15 protein-coding genes are annotated in these 18,226 nt (G+C 42.9%); all 15 read right to left on the bottom strand.

What is annotated here, in order from left to right; all coding sequences use genetic code 11:
• Nucleotides 1-15: 15 nt before the first annotated feature.
• Nucleotides 16-462, bottom strand: coding sequence for a GDP-mannose mannosyl hydrolase (locus LY264_RS09285; protein ID WP_048224410.1), 447 nt, complete (start codon nucleotides 460-462; stop codon nucleotides 16-18).
• 9 nt (nucleotides 463-471) lie between these two features.
• Nucleotides 472-1,398 (bottom strand): GDP-L-fucose synthase, encoded by a 927-nt coding sequence (gene fcl, locus LY264_RS09280; protein ID WP_196239142.1) that lies wholly within the window; start codon nucleotides 1,396-1,398, stop codon nucleotides 472-474.
• A 39-nt stretch (nucleotides 1,399-1,437) separates the two neighbouring features.
• The gene (gene gmd / locus LY264_RS09275) at nucleotides 1,438-2,556 is read right to left on the bottom strand and encodes a GDP-mannose 4,6-dehydratase (RefSeq protein ID WP_048224417.1); all 1,119 of its coding nucleotides are present in this window, start codon (nucleotides 2,554-2,556) and stop codon (nucleotides 1,438-1,440) included.
• Nucleotides 2,553-3,593, bottom strand: a complete 1,041-nt coding sequence (locus LY264_RS09270; protein WP_048224420.1) for a glycosyltransferase family 4 protein — start codon at nucleotides 3,591-3,593, stop codon at nucleotides 2,553-2,555. Before LY264_RS09270 ends, gmd begins: the two co-directional genes overlap by 4 nt.
• A 346-nt stretch (nucleotides 3,594-3,939) precedes the next feature.
• Nucleotides 3,940-5,271 (bottom strand): O-antigen polymerase, encoded by a 1,332-nt coding sequence (locus LY264_RS09265; RefSeq protein WP_048224423.1) that lies wholly within the window; start codon nucleotides 5,269-5,271, stop codon nucleotides 3,940-3,942.
• Nucleotides 5,261-6,109 carry a glycosyltransferase family 2 protein gene (locus LY264_RS09260; RefSeq protein ID WP_048224426.1) on the bottom strand — a complete coding sequence of 283 codons (849 nt, stop codon included), beginning with the start codon at nucleotides 6,107-6,109 and terminating at the stop codon, nucleotides 5,261-5,263. The genes LY264_RS09265 and LY264_RS09260 overlap by 11 nt, the downstream gene beginning before the upstream one ends.
• Nucleotides 6,110-6,130: 21 nt before the next feature.
• Nucleotides 6,131-7,033 carry a glycosyltransferase family 2 protein gene (locus LY264_RS09255; RefSeq protein WP_053069277.1) on the bottom strand — a complete coding sequence of 301 codons (903 nt, stop codon included), beginning with the start codon at nucleotides 7,031-7,033 and terminating at the stop codon, nucleotides 6,131-6,133.
• A 5-nt stretch (nucleotides 7,034-7,038) separates the two neighbouring features.
• Nucleotides 7,039-8,310, bottom strand: coding sequence for an O-antigen translocase (locus LY264_RS09250; RefSeq protein WP_048224429.1), 1,272 nt, complete (start codon nucleotides 8,308-8,310; stop codon nucleotides 7,039-7,041).
• Between the two features lie 612 nt (nucleotides 8,311-8,922).
• Entirely contained in the window at nucleotides 8,923-9,816 is an 894-nt protein-coding gene (gene galF / locus LY264_RS09245) for a UTP--glucose-1-phosphate uridylyltransferase GalF (protein ID WP_048224432.1), read from the bottom strand.
• 165 nt (nucleotides 9,817-9,981) lie between these two features.
• Nucleotides 9,982-11,376, bottom strand: a complete 1,395-nt coding sequence (gene wcaM, locus LY264_RS09240) for a colanic acid biosynthesis protein WcaM (RefSeq protein ID WP_048224435.1) — start codon at nucleotides 11,374-11,376, stop codon at nucleotides 9,982-9,984.
• An 11-nt stretch (nucleotides 11,377-11,387) separates the two neighbouring features.
• Nucleotides 11,388-12,608, bottom strand: coding sequence for a colanic acid biosynthesis glycosyltransferase WcaL (gene wcaL, locus LY264_RS09235; protein ID WP_048224438.1), 1,221 nt, complete (start codon nucleotides 12,606-12,608; stop codon nucleotides 11,388-11,390).
• Nucleotides 12,605-13,885 carry a colanic acid biosynthesis pyruvyl transferase WcaK gene (wcaK, locus tag LY264_RS09230; protein WP_048215964.1) on the bottom strand — a complete coding sequence of 427 codons (1,281 nt, stop codon included), beginning with the start codon at nucleotides 13,883-13,885 and terminating at the stop codon, nucleotides 12,605-12,607. The genes wcaL and wcaK overlap by 4 nt, the downstream gene beginning before the upstream one ends.
• A 23-nt stretch (nucleotides 13,886-13,908) precedes the next feature.
• Complete coding sequence (wzxC, locus tag LY264_RS09225) at nucleotides 13,909-15,387, bottom strand: colanic acid undecaprenyl disphosphate flippase WzxC (RefSeq protein ID WP_048224439.1); 1,479 nt, start codon at nucleotides 15,385-15,387, stop codon at nucleotides 13,909-13,911.
• A gap of 1 nt (nucleotide 15,388) precedes the next feature.
• Nucleotides 15,389-16,783 (bottom strand): undecaprenyl-phosphate glucose phosphotransferase, encoded by a 1,395-nt coding sequence (gene wcaJ, locus LY264_RS09220; protein ID WP_008785190.1) that lies wholly within the window; start codon nucleotides 16,781-16,783, stop codon nucleotides 15,389-15,391.
• Between the two features lie 54 nt (nucleotides 16,784-16,837).
• On the bottom strand, nucleotides 16,838-18,208 hold the full coding sequence (gene cpsG / locus LY264_RS09215) for a colanic acid biosynthesis phosphomannomutase CpsG (protein ID WP_048224442.1): 1,371 nt from the start codon (nucleotides 18,206-18,208) through the stop codon (nucleotides 16,838-16,840).
• Nucleotides 18,209-18,226 lie beyond the last annotated feature (18 nt).

Genomic DNA, 18,226 nt, shown 5'->3' with positions numbered 1-18,226 from the left:
AGTCATTTTAACCTTCTAGCTAAAGTATTGCTGGGTATAATAATGAACGTTAGGATTTTTTCTAATACGTTCAACGGACATATAGGTATATTCAGCATGCTGTGCTGGGGGAAGTTTCTGCAACTCTGCGTCCATATGAATCTCATACGCTAATACGATATAATGAGTGCTAATATCTGCCCCAACAAAAGCATCAGAATAGAAATGTTCGAATACACCACAAGGTATTACAGAAGAAAATTCAATCTTACACCCTAGTTCAGATTGACAAATCCGATCAAAAGCATCGGCAATCTTTTCATTCTTAAAAACCCTTCCACCCGGAACAAAATAATAATTTTTTGCCGGAGGGTTTATTCTTTTCCCTAGTAATACTTCTGACTTGCTGTTATAAACGATAAGATCAATTGATATAAGTGGTGCATAATTAACTATCGTTTTAAATAACGCAAAATCCAACATTTGCAAATCCTATTTCCTGAAACTATTTTGGTTTTTCAAAAACCATTCATAGGTGAGCACGAGTCCATCACGCAATGATGTCGACCATCTCCACCCCATACGACCAAGACGCTCAACATCCATTAACTTTCGTGGTGTACCATCAGGCTTACTAGCATCGAAGACAATCTGTCCTTTATAACCAATGACAGAAGCAATTGTTTCTGCAAGTTCACGAATTGTGCAATCAACACCAGTACCCACATTGATATGCGAAAGCATCGGTGAAGTATTTTTAGCGTAAGTTTCAGTTGGCAAATTCATCACATAAATCGATGCCGAAGCCATATCATCTACAAACAAGAATTCACGTTTTGGTGTACCACTTCCCCACACTGTAACAGTATTTTGATTTTCAACTTTGGCAGTATGGAAACGTCTAATCAAAGCAGGAATAACATGAGAGTTTTCAATATGAAAGTTATCATTAGAACCGTATAAATTAGTCGGCATCACGCTGCGATAATCACGACCGTATTGTCGATTGTATGACTCGCATAGTTTTATGCCAGCAATCTTTGCGATAGCGTATGGCTCATTAGTGCTTTCCAAAATACCGGTCAAAAGTGCCTCCTCTCGCATTGGCTGGGCAACATCTCGAGGATAGATACAGCTTGACCCCAAAAAAAGCAATTCATTAACGTCATTAACATGAGCAGCATGAATAATGTTGCTTTCAATCATAAGATTTTGATAAATGAAATCCGCAGGGAAGGTATTGTTAGCTTGAATGCCGCCAACTTTTGCTGCAGCCAAATAAACTTGGTCAATTTTCTCTTTTTTGAAAAAATCATTCACAGCAGCCTGCGAGAGAAGATCAAGTTCATCGCGGCTTCTAGTAATTACTTCATTGCTCTGCTGCTGGCAAAGTTCTCTTACCAGAGCAGATCCCACCATACCATTATGTCCTGCAACAAATATTCTCTTAGCCACGCTTTAATTCTCCAAGGAAATGGAAACATCGAAACCATTTGCTCTTAAGAGTGCATGCTGCTTAGCTTTCTCAAGATCACTTTTTACCATCTCCTTGCACATTTCTTCAACACTAATCTCTGGCACCCATCCAAGTTTTTCTTTTGCTTTTGTTGGATCGCCAAGCAATGTTTCTACCTCAGCAGGTCGGAAATAACGAGGATCAACACGAACGATCACATCACCTACTCGTACTTCTTGCGCACAGTTACCAGATACATTTACAACTGTCGCAATTTCATTTATACCTTCGCCACTGAACTGAATCTCAATCCCAGCCTCTAGTGCGGACATCCGCACGAATTCACGCACGGAAATTTGTTTACCCGTTGCAATTACAAAGTCTTCAGGTTGCTCTTGCTGCAACATCATCCACTGCATTCTTACATAATCTTTGGCATGGCCCCAGTCACGAAGTGAATCCATATTACCTAGATATAAGCACTTCTCCAGACCTTGAGCAATGTTGGCAATAGCGCGTGTAATTTTACGAGTCACAAAAGTTTCACCACGACGTGGGGATTCGTGATTAAACAGAATACCGTTGCAAGCATACATACCGTAAGATTCGCGATAGTTAACTGTGATCCAGTATGCGTAAAGTTTAGCAACCGCATATGGAGAACGCGGATAGAAAGGAGTGGTTTCTTTCTGCGGTATTTCTTGAACTAGGCCATATAACTCAGATGTAGATGCCTGATAAAAGCGAGTTTTCTTTTCCAATCCCAAGAAACGAATTGCTTCCAAAAGACGCAGAGTCCCCATAGCATCAACATCAGCAGTATATTCGGGTGACTCAAATGATACAGCAACATGGCTCATAGCGCCTAGATTATAAACCTCATCAGGTTGAACTTCAGACAAAATTCTGGTCAAGTTTGAGGTGTCGGTTAGGTCTCCATAATGAAGATGAAATTGAGGGTTGCTGATATGCGGATCCTGATAAATATGATCAATACGTTCTGTGTTAAATGATGATGCCCGACGTTTAATACCGTGAACCTCATATCCTTTATCTAGGAGAAATTCAGCCAAATAGGAACCATCCTGACCAGTAATACCAGTAATTAATGCGACCTTCATTTTTCACCTCTTACACAATTATAAAAATCCAAAGTTTCTGATGCCATTTTATCCCATGAAAAATTTCTTGCAGTATCTATACCTTTTTTTATCTTTTCAAACCTATAAGAAATATCTTTTAATCTTACGATACTATCTTGTATTTTATCTGATGATATACTCTCAATTAAAACAGCAGCATCATTAGCAATTTCTTTTACCGATGATGATTTTGATGCTATTACTGGGCACCCTGATTTCATAGCTTCAATTAAAGGTATTCCAAATCCTTCATAGTACGAGGGGTAAACTAATGCTAAGGCATTCTGGTAAAGCACGTTTAATTCCGCTTCTGAAACGAAGCCAACATGTTTATAACGTCCTGGAATATTTGAATTTAGCAAACTTTTTTCTAGATCACTAAATGGCCCTCCACCGACGACAACTAAATTAATATCTTCCAATTTGTGAAGTGCCGTCACACACATTTCAAAATTCTTATAGCCTGAACGAGCCCCAACAAATATAACATAAGATTCATGAGTTCCAATTTTGTCATTACATTGAAAATTTCCCACGCCGTTATATATAACTTTGGTTGGTATATTTATAGACTCTGGTATAAACTTATGCATATCCTTTTTTGTATTTTCAGAAATACATATTATTCCATCGCTATTGAGAATTGCTTGTCTTTTTTGTTTATGGTGAATATATGAGACCACCCCACGAGGATATAACTCTTCAGTGAAATCATGAACTGTAGTTATAATTTTACCATGATACCCTCCCCCGGGCAATCTGTAATAACTTGAGTGAAAAATATCACCAACCTCACCTAGCACATTGACCCTACGAAATCTTTCCAATGATAAATGAGTTCGTATTTGAGCATTTTCTTTTAAATTTATGAGAGGTGTATAGATATTATCATTTCTATAAATTATACTTTTAACACTTTCTTCATGTTTAATAATGCGTTGTAGTAATTCATAAAAATAGACGGATATCCCCCCTGATTTTTGTAAAGAAAAAATTATACCATCTATAATAATCATCTACTTCCCTTATAATGTTATTTTAAATTGAGAGTCACAATAAAACATTATTCTAAAAAAGCCTTACTAAACGAAATCCATAAAATTTAGTAGAACAAACTAGCAACAAGAACTTATCCATGCCAGGCTAACCTTTAATATTATCGTCAAGAAAACCTCTATGATGACAACGTGAATTCATATTTAAATATATATAACTTAAGTCACACGGAATTTTTTAAGTTTGATATTAAGTAAAATAAATAATTATTTGTTATCAAAATTTATATTATACATATGGATCTATAGTGCCATTTTTTCAACAACTAAAGCCTTCGCCTCACAGGTATCCAGACAAATAAAATATCTATTCCGATTTAGCAAACCTAATTTTCGCTAAAAAACTTAACAACATATAAGAACCCACAAACATGCCAAGTTCGAAAATCATTGAAGAAAACTCTGATCTTTGGAAATTAACTGACTGAGACAAAAAAACCAGATATAAAAAATAATTATTTTTAAACAACAACTCAATCAAATAAGTAAAAAAACATAATATTAAAGGAAAAATTACCACACCGGAAAACAAAAAGTTAATAAACGACTCCGTAAAAGGAGTAAAGGCATAGCCCATCATATACTCCTGGCTAGGTAGATAAACTTCCTTTGCGAAATCGAGAGCCAACGTATCAGGTTTCTGACCAATAAATAATTCCTTAGGAATAAAATTCAATATAAAATGGAAATATGACCCTCCCGGAAATTGCACTTGATAATGTGCTGATATATAGTATTGAAGAGTAGATATAGGATAAATAAACTCCCCCAGAGCATTGAGGAGTTTTATGTTTAGATCTGCATCTGCATTTGCACGATAAATTCCAAAAGCAATTATAGAACATACAAAAACAGCACTTAAGATTATTATTTTGAATGGTAATTTAAAACCTCGCTTATATAATAACAATAATATCACCATAATAAACGAAAGCATTATTTCCCTGCGAGATCCGATCAGCAACAATGTATAAAAATATAATAACACAGGAATGATTAGCATAAAAAAACGCATGCCCGTCATATTTTTTTTCACTATTTTTTTATCTAACAACATCCAAAAATAAGTTATAATTAAATATTTAAGATACCAACCGCTTTGACTGACACTATTAACTAATTCTAGACGACTATTTTGACCTAATTGAAAAATTGATAAATTTCTAGATTGATATATAAAAAAGAGGCTAACAGCCCATGCAACAATAGCAGATAAAAAGAAACTATTCGAATATGTTCGATATTTTTTTGATTGCAACTCTATCAAATTCTGAATATTTATTGCGTGAGGCCTAATTAAACTGAAAGAGACTATAAAACACCACACAGCAGTGCAATAAATAAAAGCATCATTGATAATTCTGCTATCAACCGTAAAAATGTTGATATCAAGATTGTGATATAACGCAAAAGATACGAAAAAGTAGAAGGGAGCAAAAATCACAAACAATCCATCAAACCATACCCACATCTTATTGCGAATAAAATATATAACCGTTAATCCAAAAAATAACGTTAATGTCCATAGAACAGTATTGTCAAACTCAACGTTGGAGAAAAATGCAAGAATAAATAGCCCCCCGCACCCTATGACCCCATATAAATAGGCTAACAAAACTCTTATTTGTTTAGATTCCATACTTAATTAGCCCAGTCCAAAATCCTATTAAGCGCGATATATATAATTTCTTTTGTTTCTTTAAACACATCCCCGCAAAGGATTTTATTGTTAATCTAATTATTTCTAATATTAATGTGAAATGAGATTTGAAAATATATTTTTTGATTACAACACCATAGCCAACAGCATATTTTCTATATTTTTCGGGAAGATTTCCCGTTGGTATATCATTATCATGATATACTCCTCTAAGCGGTTGATAAATAACATCGTACCCCAAATGCTTCAATCTGAAAAATAATTCAGTTTCTTCAGAACCGCCTAAAACTGTTCCAACACCTAACCTTTCGTCGAACTCAAAAATTTGATTTTTATTTTTAAAAATAAAAGTTCCCACACTCAATGAAAATTTGATTATACCGTTATAGCTCAATTTTTTACTTTTGTTAGGGAATTTTCTATTTGCATAAAATGTTTCAGTTTGGAAATCTATTACAGGAACAGAAATAATACAGTTATTTTTAACATCTAATGACATCAACTTTTTAAAAAATACCGGAGAATAAAAAGCATCATCATCACAAAATCCTATTATATCTCCAGCACAATTACGTAATGCAAGATTACGAGCTTTCGATAAAGAAATTTTCTTTGATTTTATTATTTTATAATTAATTTTATCTTTATAATTCTCAAATACATTGCTTATTTGTTCATCATCCGATTGATCAACGAACACCAATTCTAAAAAAGATTTAGAATCACTTTCATTTATACTTTTAAGTAATCGCTTGATTTCAGAATTTCGTCCCCCTTGAGTTGTACCAATCAGGCTAACCTTCAAATATTGTTCCATCTTATTGCCCTCACTGAACTACTATCTTTTTAATTTCAATTTACAATAATACGCTATTTTATTTAAGAAAATAACATTCACAAACCTTATTTCACACCATGTTTTCTTTAAAATCTTAAAATATACATATGTGGAACAATAAATCACTTTCAACAAGCCAAGAGTACGCTCAGGGAACAAAAATATATTTAGTATATCTTTTTTTATTTTAATCCCACTTTTAGCCAGATTGCTCACAGCAATACTAGAATGCATTCTTTTTTGTATGTTTATCTTAGTTGTAGATATCTGATTCTGATGACTACGATAATAAAGAAGTGGTTTATTTATATTACATAACTTCCCATACGAAGATATCCTGCTCCAAAACTCATAATCTTCCGCATATTCAAAGTTAGAACTATAATATAAATTATTCTCTTTAATAATATTCGCTCTCATCATTACAGTGGGATGAGCAAAACAACTTCCTAGCAGCAACCATGTTTTACATGCTTTATTTTCTTTTGGTAGTCTTATCAATCGATTTATGTTTATATCAGACTTAAATATATATATATACGTTCCACAACATACAATGTCGCGTTCTGAATCCATCAACTCAACTTGCATACGTAAGCGCTCTGGAGCAGCTATATCATCTGCATCCATTCTTGCAATGTATTCCCCTGTAGCCATATCTAGTAATTCATTTAATGTCGCTACAATACCTTTATTCTCACGATGCTTAATTTTAAAAATAGAAGGATATTTTTTTTTATAAAAGTTAATTATATCAGCGCTATTATCAGTAGAACCATCATTTATAATAATGACTTCATAATTGTGATAAGTTTGTTCCAGTATACTTTCAATACAACTTGTTAAATACTTCTCCGCATTATATACGGGGATTATAACTGACACCTTATTTTGTATATTCATTATTTCTAAATTTTTTTCCTGTGAAATAAATAAACAACTGTTATAAATAACAATAAAAAGTATACCAGTTGTGTCAAAATATATGCTTTAAAAACCCCATCAAAACCATAATACTCATAGCGACACAAGACATATTTACTTAGAAAACAATATATCCCCCATTGTGCCACTTCAAGAATAATATATTCCTTAACCAAGGCCTTGCTAATCAATAGATATCCTAAAACCCAAGCTGCTATTTTAAAAAAGTCACCGAACAACTGATATTTATAAACCAAGACAAGTGGGATGAATTCTTTTGTAAATAATAATTCAGTGATACCCCATCTAAAGGCATACATAAAGATTGAAGATAAGATGACTATCGGCATTAGATATGCATAACAAACTTTTAATTCTGTCAATAACTCTTTTCTATTTTTTGTAGCTGAAAATCTAGGAAAAAAATAAACACCTAAAGTAGTTGTAATAAGCATTAAGTAGACAGTGCTTATTTTATTCATAGCATCCCACATGCCCGCATAATCAATACTAACAAATTCTATAATCTCGTTTCTAACAAAAACCGTGCTCACTGGAAGTAATATTGCAGAAGTAATTGTCATCAATGAAAATGAAAACATCCTTTTTTGCGTTTTAACATCCAGGTAACACACTGCCTTCACAATATATTCTTTCAAAATCTTTCTTGAATAAAAGAAAGTCAAAAATAATAATATTGCTTGGTTTGAAACCACAGCCACCAGTGCGCCAACAATCCCAAATGCTAATGTTAATATTAGTGCATATATTGCTGACACAAAGCTAGAAATTATATTTAACCATATATATTGCTTAATATAGGACAGTCCATTAAGCATAGATAATATTAAATTATTCCAAGCATACAACACTACGCTCGCGCCTAAAAAATATATCGCAATACCCGTTGAACTATTTGAATTAAAAAACCGAACAACTATTGTATCTTTAAATATAAATATAACAAAGGTAATAACCACCCCTAATATAGTCGATAAAACAAAGGCATTGAACCAGACTAACCCTATTTTTTCCCTTTCACCATTTTTATATTCCGCAGTGTATTTTACAACGCTAGTACAAATAGCCTGTGAAGGAGCAATCATTGCAATATTTAATATATTCTGCACCTGCCCAATCAGAGCATAGCCAGATGCTCCTAAATAGATTGCAAATATTTTATTCAGACCAAGTAAGGTGAGAATTTTGACAACTACTGACAAACCATTTAGAATAAAAACATTGTGTATTCTCATCACTCACCTAATATCATATAAAAACCACAATCTCTCACAAAGTCGTTGATAAATTATCAAACAAAACATAATTAGCATTCCATCCAATTAAAATATCGAATACTAATAATAACTAAAGCCCCTGATGCTTGATAATCACTCGGATAAAATATTAGCCATAACGTCTATAACAATGCCCTCGAAATTATATTTTCATTGCTATTAATCACATTATTTCGCTGCAACTCACGTTTGCAAAAAAACATTACCTGAAACCTTCAACATTGAATTATACTGACTCTTTATTACAATAGACCAGTCACATATTGTTGAACACGCTACCGCCCCTGGCTTAACAGCTACCAGTGCACTGACATAACGCCAAAGATGTAACCAGCCCCGCTAGCTAGCGCGAAGCTATCTAAAATTCAAACGCTAATTGTCTTACCAAATGCGACCAGAAACAAGAAAAAATCCAACAAAAAATAGATTAAACTTGGTAGGTTAACTTGTTGTAATTATTTGCTTTTCATATAAAAAACGACAGTAATACCCCACAACATAAAGCATAGACACTGGGGTATTAGCTGTCGCTATTTTCTCTGGCTTACCGTCACAAAGAACTGTAAATCTCTACTCGCTCAGTAACTTCTCGATGCTCTTACGGAACTTCGCCCCTTCTTTAAGGTTACGCAGCCCATACTTAACGAATGCCTGCATGTAGCCCATCTTTTTACCGCAGTCATAGCTGTCGCCCGTCATCAGCATGGCATCAACAGACTGTTTTTTAGCCAACTCTGCAATAGCATCAGTCAGCTGAATACGTCCCCAGGCACCTGGAGCAGTTTTTTCCAGCTCAGCCCAGATATCAGCAGAAAGCACATAGCGCCCTACTGCCATCAGGTCAGAATCCAGCGTTTGCGGCTGATCGGGTTTTTCAATGAATTCAACGATACGGCTGACTTTGCCTTCGTTGTCCAAAGGCTCTTTGGTCTGAATAACAGAGTATTCGGACAGATCGCCATCCATGCGTTTAGCCAGCACCTGACTGCGCCCGGTTTCATTAAAACGGGCAATCATGGCAGCCAAGTTATAACGTAACGGGTCCGCACTCGCTGTATCCAGAACGACGTCAGGCAATACGACGACAAACGGGTTATCCCCAACAATCGGGCGAGCACAAAGAATGGAATGACCCAGACCCAGTAACTGAGCCTGACGAACGTTCATAATAGTCACGCCAGGAGGACAGATAGACTGCACCTCGGCTAAAAGCTGGCGCTTAACACGCTGCTCAAGGAGTGATTCGAGTTCGTAAGAGGTGTCGAAGTGGTTCTCAACCGCGTTCTTAGACGCATGAGTCACCAGAACGATTTCTTTGATACCGGCAGCTACAATTTCGTCGACAATGTACTGAATCATCGGCTTGTCTACGATCGGCAGCATCTCTTTAGGGATTGCCTTCGTGGCAGGCAACATGTGCATCCCCAGACCTGCTACCGGAATAACTGCTTTCAAATTAATCATTAAGTCATTCACCTATTCAATTGTTGCTGAATTATAGCTTTTTAGCTTGTTTTAGCCAGTATGAATTACATTACTCCGATGCCGCGTATGTTACGCCGCTTATCTGCGGAATGCAGTAATCTTAATCCCAGGCGGGTACAACTTTTGCCAGGAATGGTCGCAAAGTTACCTCCCCTGCCCCGGTAGCCGAAAATTCACCGCTTCGACATTCACCACCTGATGGTTTACCCGGTCAATGTCAACTGAACTTTGCCCGCTTTCGTTTACCGCATGGATATTCGCCAGTGATAGCAAGGTGTCCTGCTTAGCCATAAACTTGCCGCGCACATCCTGGCGTAGATCGAAGTGCATCTTGAGCGCGGGTCCTGTTGCGGATTGCTGCATCACTCTGATGTTACGTAAAAAAAGATGCTGCGGTTGGTTGTGCAACTCAAGCGTGGCTCGCTTCATCTCAACGTTGGTAATGGCCACGAACGACGTTGCATTACCTGATGAGATCTGAATGCCGCGTAATTTATATTCAAGTTTCGTGTTATCCAGATGGATATTATTTAACTTAAAGTTCTGCGGAATGGATAAATATCGTCCTTTAATAACACCGTAGCCAATGAGCATACCTGCGCTATTTTCCATATTGATATTATCAATCACGAAATTATCGCAGCCATAAATAGCGACCGTCGCATTATCAATGCCTGCTTTCTTACTAAAATCTGGGGTAATATTTCGTGCGGTGATATTACGAATGATAAAATGTTTACCGTTCTCTACATGAACTAGCTGTCGACAGTCGGTACCGGTGATATTCGCCACCACAAAGTTTTTTACCGCCAGCTCATCGGGATAGGTATTGTCATAGGTACTGCCCGCCAGTCCGATGCCGATGCCCCAATTCACGTTGCCGTTGGTACAGTTAATACGTTCAATGACATGGTCAGAAATGAGGATGTTGCTGTCGTTGATCGCCACATTCCACTCAATGGCATCTCCCTGTAGATCGCTAAAACGGCAGTTTGTAATCTTTACGCCATCCATCCGGTTATGAAAGCCCTGACGCAGGATCCCATAGTTAGCGCGCGTGACGGTAATATCCTGAATAGTCAGATTGCGCATCAGCCTCGGTGTTTTGCCGCCGATATAGATTTGCGTCACTGGCCCGAAACCACTCATGGCAATCCCTTTTATCACGCAATCCGAACCGCGCACATCGAGGGTAACATTCCTCAGACTCCCCCCCTGCTCACCCATCACCTTACATCCATCCTGCAGAACAAAGCGACCACGGCCATTGCCGCTGATTCTGCCTTGCAGGTGTAGCGTTTTGCCACGAGGAATAACGATAGCGGTATTGAGATCCTTACATTCAAGTCCATTTGGTACGACTACCGTTTGTCCTTCTTTGAACGCCTGCCGGAAAGAAGCTACCCAATCCTTTGGGTTGTAATCCTGAATGTTAACACTGCCCGATGATTCAAGCGCCCGGACAACGGGAGTATGCAATACGACAAGCGCAGAGCCTGCCGTCAGAAAAGTACGGCGTGAGAGTTTGTTCTCTGACATACAACCTCGATTTACATCGTTTGCAGCAGACTGGCTAACTGTTTATTGATCGCTAACTGATTAAATTCAGTTTCAATTTTTTCTCGCGCACACTGCACAATCGGCTGTACCTGCTCACTGTCGAGCAGGCTAAATGCCGCTAAACGCTCTGCCAGTGCCTGCGCATCGTTTTCCGGTGCCAGCCAGCCAGACTTGCCCGACTCGACCAGCTCCGGGATCCCACTGTGAACAGTTGAAATCACCGGAATACCTACCGCCATCGCCTCCATCAGCGCCACCGGGATCCCCTCCATATCGCCGTCTCTTCCGGTAATCGACGGCAGCAAAAATACATCTGCCTGCTCAAGCATCTCCTTTACCTGATGGCTGGGCTTAAAGCCGGGCATCTCAATCACATCATCGAGTTGATATTGCTCGATCAGTGTGCGTAAACGACGCTCCCAAGGGCCGATACCCAGAATGCGATAACGAAATGAGACGCCCTGCTCTTTTAACTGACGACAAGCTTCGATGGCGACGTGCAGTCCTTTTTTCTCGGTTAACCGGGCGACAGAGATAATTTCCAGCGCTGCAGCTGGTGCTTTCAGTTGGCGAGGGGTAAAACGCGTCATATCAATACCCATACGCGAAACCGCGATTTTTTGCGGCGGGCATCCCATGTTTTTTAAACGTCCGGCCCAGAGATTGCTGATGGGTAACATCAAATCTCCACGTTGAAACAGCTGCTGATACTCAGGGGTATAGCGGGTAAGCACATCCCGATGCGAAACATCGACGCCGTGAAAAACCGTGGCGATTTTTCCGCGGATCATCCCAAGCTCTCGCAGCTTGGCGGCCGTTACGCCTGCTGGCCCAAAATGAGCAATAAAGACATCCGCTTCAAAGGCCTGCGGATTCCCACCGCAAATGGCCGCCAAAATCAGATTGCGCGCTTCCTCGCCATAGCGTGCAACATTAAGCGCTTTCCAGGTCGCTGCGCGGGTGAGACCGTGCAGAGCCGCCGCCGCCCTATATTTCAGCTTCGCCAGTTTGCTTTCCGGTTCATTCAGCAACCAGCGCGTTTTTTCACCCAGCCGGTAGGTATTAAATGAGGCATGCGTATTTTCAAGATCGCCCTTCTGCAAAGCGACAATCTCCACGTCGTAGCCCATATCGATAAATGCGGTTATCTGATTGAGTACAAAGGTCTCAGAAGAGAGCGGAAATTTAAGCAAGAAAAAGCCAATCTTCATTTTTCCCCCTCAATACGCGTTAAAACCGACTGCACCATGCGTACCCCGCGTTCGCGTTCGCGTGTCACAGCATCCCCAAGCCGTATGTTCAGTTCAGGTAGCTGTCCGAGGGTATCGGCGACCTTTCCTTCCAGGCTGCCATCGAGCAGATGGCGAATATCGACAGCCATCTCCGGCAACCCCAACTGTTGCATGATCCCTGCCGATTTATGCTCGTAGTTAATGGCGATGGCCGGCGTCATAAAATTCATCGAGATAATGGCCGAGTGCAACCGAGTACCCACCGTCAGATCGCATGCCCCCAGAATCTTCCCCATCTCCAGATCGTTAAGTTCATCCATCACCACATGATATCGGGCCGGGTCGTTAACATACTGGCGCAGGTTTAACGCCACCATGCGATCATCTTTGTTGTAACTATCAATACCGGTGCAGGTTGACAGTGCAATCACCTGGTAACCTTCATCGAGTATGCGGTTCACTACCCCGGCAAAGGCTTGCTCATAGGCCTGCTGCGTTGTCCCCAGACGCTTATCAAAAGGCGCCAGCTCGCGCAATGTAATGGCAACGGTCTTCTGTTTAGCCGCCATGTCTAACCAGTGCTGTACCGCATAACCTGGCTCAAAATCCTCATGATGATTGTCGACAAGCCAGGCCGTATCCACGCCTGTTTCGACTTTATCCGTGGTAATTGCGCTGCGTTTCATCAGATCCAGACTGACGGATTCACGTAAAATCAATGCATTACAGTGGCCAAACACGTAGTTCGCCAGTTGATTAAACTGCTCATCCTGGAATGGCCCCACGCTGTGACCAATCATGTACAACGGTTTTTTCGCCATAAACGAACACAACGCATGCTCAAACTGCGGCACACCATACAGATCGACAAAGAACGATCCGCCGACCTGGATGATGGCGTCATAGCGCGACAACAAACGAACAAAATCGGTAAAGCCCTGGGCGATAGCGATATTGCGCAGATTTCCGGAGTCGGTAACACGCGAGAGCAGTACCTGGTGCTGATAGCGACGACGCAGCACTTTCTTCACGCGCCCCATAACACCCGCGGCGTTGTTGTGTTGTTTCATTTGCGAATACAGCGGATCGCCCATCACCGGGCGGTTCAACAACCACGAAGAGCTCACCGGGTAACGGCTCATAACATCCACTTCAGTCTCGGGACGCAACGCGTTAATGGCATCCAGCAAACCGCGCAGGATCGCGCTATCCCCTCGATTCCCACAGGTATGGTTGCCCAAAATTAATAGTTTCATTATGACCTCTTAAAGCGTTGTTCTTATCCTGCACGAAGCAAGGTTTTCATTTTTTCACTGCGACAGAGCTGGCGTTTTATTTCCACCACCAGCGGATGACGCGACAGCACCATCATTAGCGCAAACGCCAGCGCCCCTGCCGCTATCTGGCTCCCCAACAACACGCCCAACGACAGCTGGTCATGCAGCATTACGCCCAGCGCATAGCTCACTACAAGGGTTGGCAAGGAGAGATACAACGGCAGCCAAAGACTGAGCATGTACTGGCGGTAGCTGGGGCCAAGAACAGGTTTAATCATCACGAAATAGCTGAGGACGGTGTTAATCACCTGGACCAGTAAAAAACCCAGCGTCACGCCAATTGCCCCGGCCAGATGTCCACCGATGAAAATGGCGGGAATAAACAGAAAGGTTTTGAACACATTGAATTTAAAGCTGATATCGACCCGCGCCTTCGCCATCAGCAGTGAACCGATCGGGTTCCCCACCGAGCGCAGCAGCCCAACAATGCACAGCAATTGCAGGATGGGGATAATGCCATTCCACTTCTCGCCAAATACCAGTGGCACCACGTTATTCGACACCACCATCAGTCCCAGCAGCGCCGGGAAGTTGATAATCCCAACCACCGACAGCAGCTTGTAAAAATTCACCCGTAGCTTTTCACTGTCGTCCTGGATTTTGGCAAACGCCGGAAACAGCACGCGGGTGATAATCGGGTTCAGTTTGATCGGGGGGACAACCGCCACATTCCAGGCGAGATTGAATCCACCCGCCACGCCAGCTCCCAACGTGCGGGCCAAAACCAGCGTGGAAAGGTTGGTATTGATGTAATTGATGATGCTGTCTGCCGTCAGCCACGCACCAAAACGCAGATTCGACGAAACGGATGCCAGCGAAAAATGCAGCCCCGGACGGTAAATCCGGCGACCAAAATAGCCGAACAGCAGCGTACGTAGCGTACTGTTTACCAGATACCCGAGAATGGCCGTCAGCGCGAGCGGCCAGAAATGGGCGCTGACTACGGTAAAGGTAAAACCGGCCAGTACCGAACTGGTTTCAATCATGCCAATTTTGTTGAAGGCCAGCTCTTTTTGCATCAGCGCGCGAAACTGCTGCCCGTGCGGTATCACCACAAACGCCAGCGATAACGTTTTGATGAGCGGTGCCAGTTCTGGGTTATTAAGTACGCTGGCAATCGTCTCGCTCAGCAGAAACATCGCTACGCATACCACGATACCCAACCCAACGTTGAGCCAGTACAGCGTGGTCAGTTCAAGATAGCCAATCTCTTTGCGCTGAATAATTGAGTTGGCGATACCAAAGTCAGACAACGTATCGGCCAGCGCGATGATCACCAGCGCCACGGTTAACAACCCGAACTGGTGGTTATCAATAATCCGTGCCAGTACGGTCATCTGGATAAGCCCCAGACCAATGATGATCACCGTGGCAATCGCCGACCACTTTGCGCCGTTAAGCGTTTTTTCTCGTAAGCTCATGTTAATACGCCGCTTTATTGACAAAGCCTTTGAATACCGTCAGAAAAACAATTTTGATATCGAACCACACGCTCCACTCACGAATGTATTCGAGGTCAAATTCCACACGTTTTTCCATTTTTTCCAGCGTATCGGTTTCACCGCGCCAGCCGTTGATTTGCGCCCAGCCGGTAATACCCGGTTTCACCTTATGGCGTAACATGTACCCCTCGATCAGTTGGCGGTACTGTTCGTTATGCGCCACCGCATGCGGGCGTGGCCCAACAATAGACATGCCCCCGGTCAGCACGTTAATAAACTGCGGCAGTTCATCGAGTGACGTTCGGCGCAGGAAATTCCCCACAGGGGTAACGCGCGGATCGTTTTGCGTCGCCTGCGTCACCACCGCGTCGTTTTCCATCACTTTCATCGAGCGAAATTTCCAGACTTTGATCGGCTTCCCATCCATGCCGTAACGGGTCTGGCGGAAAATCACCGGTCCTTTGGAGGTCAGTTTTACCAGTAGCGCTATGCCACACAGCACCGGAGAAATAAGCAGCAGGATCAGCGAAGCCAGCACGATATCTTCCGCGCGTTTCAACAGGCGATTAATCCCCGAGAGCGGCGTGTCATACAACGGCACCACCGGAACGCCATTCATCTCCTCAATCCGTGAATGCAGAATGTTGAAGGTAAAGACATCAGGAATAAGGATCACCGAACAAGTGGTGTCGGCCAGCTCACGAACCAGTTTTTTGACGCTGGCGCCATCGCTCATCGACATGGCGATATAAACGTTATGAATACGAGAGGCTTTGGCGTCGTCCACCAGCTGTTGCAGATTACCGGCCCAGTCGCGGGAGTTTTTTCCAGGGATAGGATCGTGATAGACCCCTGCCACTTCAAATCCCAGCCACGGTTCATGGCGAAAGCTGTCCAATAGCATTTGTCCCGCGGGCAGGTCCCCTGCCACCGCCACCCGGCGAGTGTTATACCCGCGATTACGCAACCATCCCGCGCCGTAGCGAATAAACGAACGGCTCAACACCAGGCCAACACTGGATAGCAGATACCACGCCAGCCAGACGGCGAGACGGTTATCAAAATCGTTATTAAAGGCGATCAGACCTGCGCAAAAAATCAGACTCAGCGTCCAGTTTTGCAGCAACAGCACCAGCTCAGTGGAAATTTTGACACCGCGCCAGGAGCGATAAAAATCCGTTATGCCACCGAGCATCTGAAAAACGACCAGCGTGATCAGCGCCACCAGCAGGTGCATGTACAGGAAAGGCAAACCGCTTAATTCGCAGATTACCCACAACCCGCCAAACATGATGGTGATATCTGAAAAGCGTTGTACCATCGAAATTAACGACGCATTGGTTTTGGCGCGCTCGCGCTTTTTTAGATGTGTCATCGTGGTTCCTGTTAGTCACCCTTTGCCCAGAATCGGGCAAAGGAAGCACCAGCATTACTGATTCAGTAACGCCAGAAGAGTGCGCGTTCGCGCTTCCATCAACGGAATATCTCCGCGCGATTCCACGTTCAGGCGCACCACCGGTTCGGTATTGGATGAGCGTAAATTGAAGCGCCAGTCGACAAACGACATGCTGATACCGTCCGTTCTGTCCACCGACAGCGCCTCACGGGAAAAATGCTGCTCCACGCGCGCAATCGCTGCCGTCGGCTCTGCCAGCGTACTGTTTATTTCACCACTCGCCGGGTAGGCCACCATCCGGTCACGGACCTGTTCGCCCAGCGACTGTCCTTTCAGACACAGCAGTTCCGCCACCAGCAGCCACGGGATCATTCCGCTGTCGCAATAGGCAAAATCGCGGAAATAGTGGTGCGCGCTCATTTCGCCACCATAAATGGCATCTTCATGGCGCATCCGCTCTTTGATAAACGCGTGCCCGGTTTTAGACATCACCGGTTTACCGCCTGCCGCCGTCACCACATCCACGGTGTTCCAGGACAGGCGTGGGTCGTGGATAATTTTCGCCCCCGGATTCTTCTCCAGAAACGCTTCCGCCAGCAGGCCGACAATGTAGTAGCCCTCAATGAACTGACCTTTTTCATCGAACAGGAAGCAGCGGTCAAAATCACCGTCGAAGGCAATCCCCATATCCGCGCCGTGTTCAATCACTGCATTGCGCGTGTCGGCCCGGCATTCCGGCAGCAGAGGATTGGGAATACCGTTGGGGAAGTTGCCATCCGGCGTGTTGTGAATTTTGATGAACTCGACCGGCACGCCCAGCGCCTTAAAACGGACTTCAATGGCGTCAACCACCGGACCTGCCGCGCCGTTGCCGGAATTGAGCACCAGCTTCATCGGTTTCAGGTTGGCGGGATTGATGTAACCCAGCAGGTGGTCAATGTAGGCATCACGGGTAGTAATGCGCTGGTAGCGGCCACGTTTTGTCTCATCAACCATCGGGAAGTCATTGGCTTCCGCCAGGCGCTGCACGTCTCGCAGACCGGTATCACCGCTGATGGGCCGTGCCCCTTCCCGCACCAGCTTCATGCCGTTGTAATCCATCGGATTATGGCTGGCGGTGACTTCAATACCACCGTCAATGCCCAGGTGGAAAGTGGCAAAATAAATCTCTTCGGTGCCCGACATACCAATATCCAGCACATCCACGCCCGCATCCTGCAGTCCTTTCGCCAGCGCCAGCTTTAGCGTCTCGCTGGTCAGGCGCACGTCACCGCCGAGGACAATCGTTTTTGGCTTCAGGAACTCGCCGTAAGCGCGGCCAATACGCCACGCGATATCTTCATTCAGCTCTTCGCCCAGCCTGCCGCGAATATCGTAGGCTTTGAAACAGGTTAATTTCGTCATGATTTACCCTTCTTCAGG

It is taken from the genome of Citrobacter portucalensis, assembly GCF_023374935.1.
Lineage (GTDB): Bacteria > Pseudomonadota > Gammaproteobacteria > Enterobacterales > Enterobacteriaceae > Citrobacter > Citrobacter portucalensis.
The sequence above is the reverse complement of the archived record's forward strand: the minus strand, read 5'-3'. Positions and strand labels throughout refer to the sequence as shown.

Excerpts from the sequence above, each read along its gene's own strand:
- LY264_RS09285 (WP_048224410.1), bottom strand. The coding sequence starts at position 462 with ATGTTGGATTTTGCGTTATTTAAAACGATAGTTAATTATGCACCACTT.
- fcl (WP_196239142.1), bottom strand. The coding sequence starts at position 1,398 with ATGGTGGGATCTGCTCTGGTAAGAGAACTTTGCCAGCAGCAGAGCAAT.
- gmd (WP_048224417.1), bottom strand. The coding sequence starts at position 2,556 with ATGAAGGTCGCATTAATTACTGGTATTACTGGTCAGGATGGTTCCTAT.
- LY264_RS09270 (WP_048224420.1), bottom strand. The coding sequence starts at position 3,593 with ATGATTATTATAGATGGTATAATTTTTTCTTTACAAAAATCAGGGGGG.
- LY264_RS09265 (WP_048224423.1), bottom strand. The coding sequence starts at position 5,271 with ATGGAATCTAAACAAATAAGAGTTTTGTTAGCCTATTTATATGGGGTC.
- LY264_RS09260 (WP_048224426.1), bottom strand. The coding sequence starts at position 6,109 with ATGGAACAATATTTGAAGGTTAGCCTGATTGGTACAACTCAAGGGGGA.
- LY264_RS09255 (WP_053069277.1), bottom strand. The coding sequence starts at position 7,033 with ATGAATATACAAAATAAGGTGTCAGTTATAATCCCCGTATATAATGCG.
- LY264_RS09250 (WP_048224429.1), bottom strand. The coding sequence starts at position 8,310 with ATGAGAATACACAATGTTTTTATTCTAAATGGTTTGTCAGTAGTTGTC.
- galF (WP_048224432.1), bottom strand. The coding sequence starts at position 9,816 with ATGATTAATTTGAAAGCAGTTATTCCGGTAGCAGGTCTGGGGATGCAC.
- wcaM (WP_048224435.1), bottom strand. The coding sequence starts at position 11,376 with ATGTCAGAGAACAAACTCTCACGCCGTACTTTTCTGACGGCAGGCTCT.
- wcaL (WP_048224438.1), bottom strand. The coding sequence starts at position 12,608 with ATGAAGATTGGCTTTTTCTTGCTTAAATTTCCGCTCTCTTCTGAGACC.
- wcaK (WP_048215964.1), bottom strand. The coding sequence starts at position 13,885 with ATGAAACTATTAATTTTGGGCAACCATACCTGTGGGAATCGAGGGGAT.
- wzxC (WP_048224439.1), bottom strand. The coding sequence starts at position 15,387 with ATGAGCTTACGAGAAAAAACGCTTAACGGCGCAAAGTGGTCGGCGATT.
- wcaJ (WP_008785190.1), bottom strand. The coding sequence starts at position 16,783 with ATGACACATCTAAAAAAGCGCGAGCGCGCCAAAACCAATGCGTCGTTA.
- cpsG (WP_048224442.1), bottom strand. The coding sequence starts at position 18,208 with ATGACGAAATTAACCTGTTTCAAAGCCTACGATATTCGCGGCAGGCTG.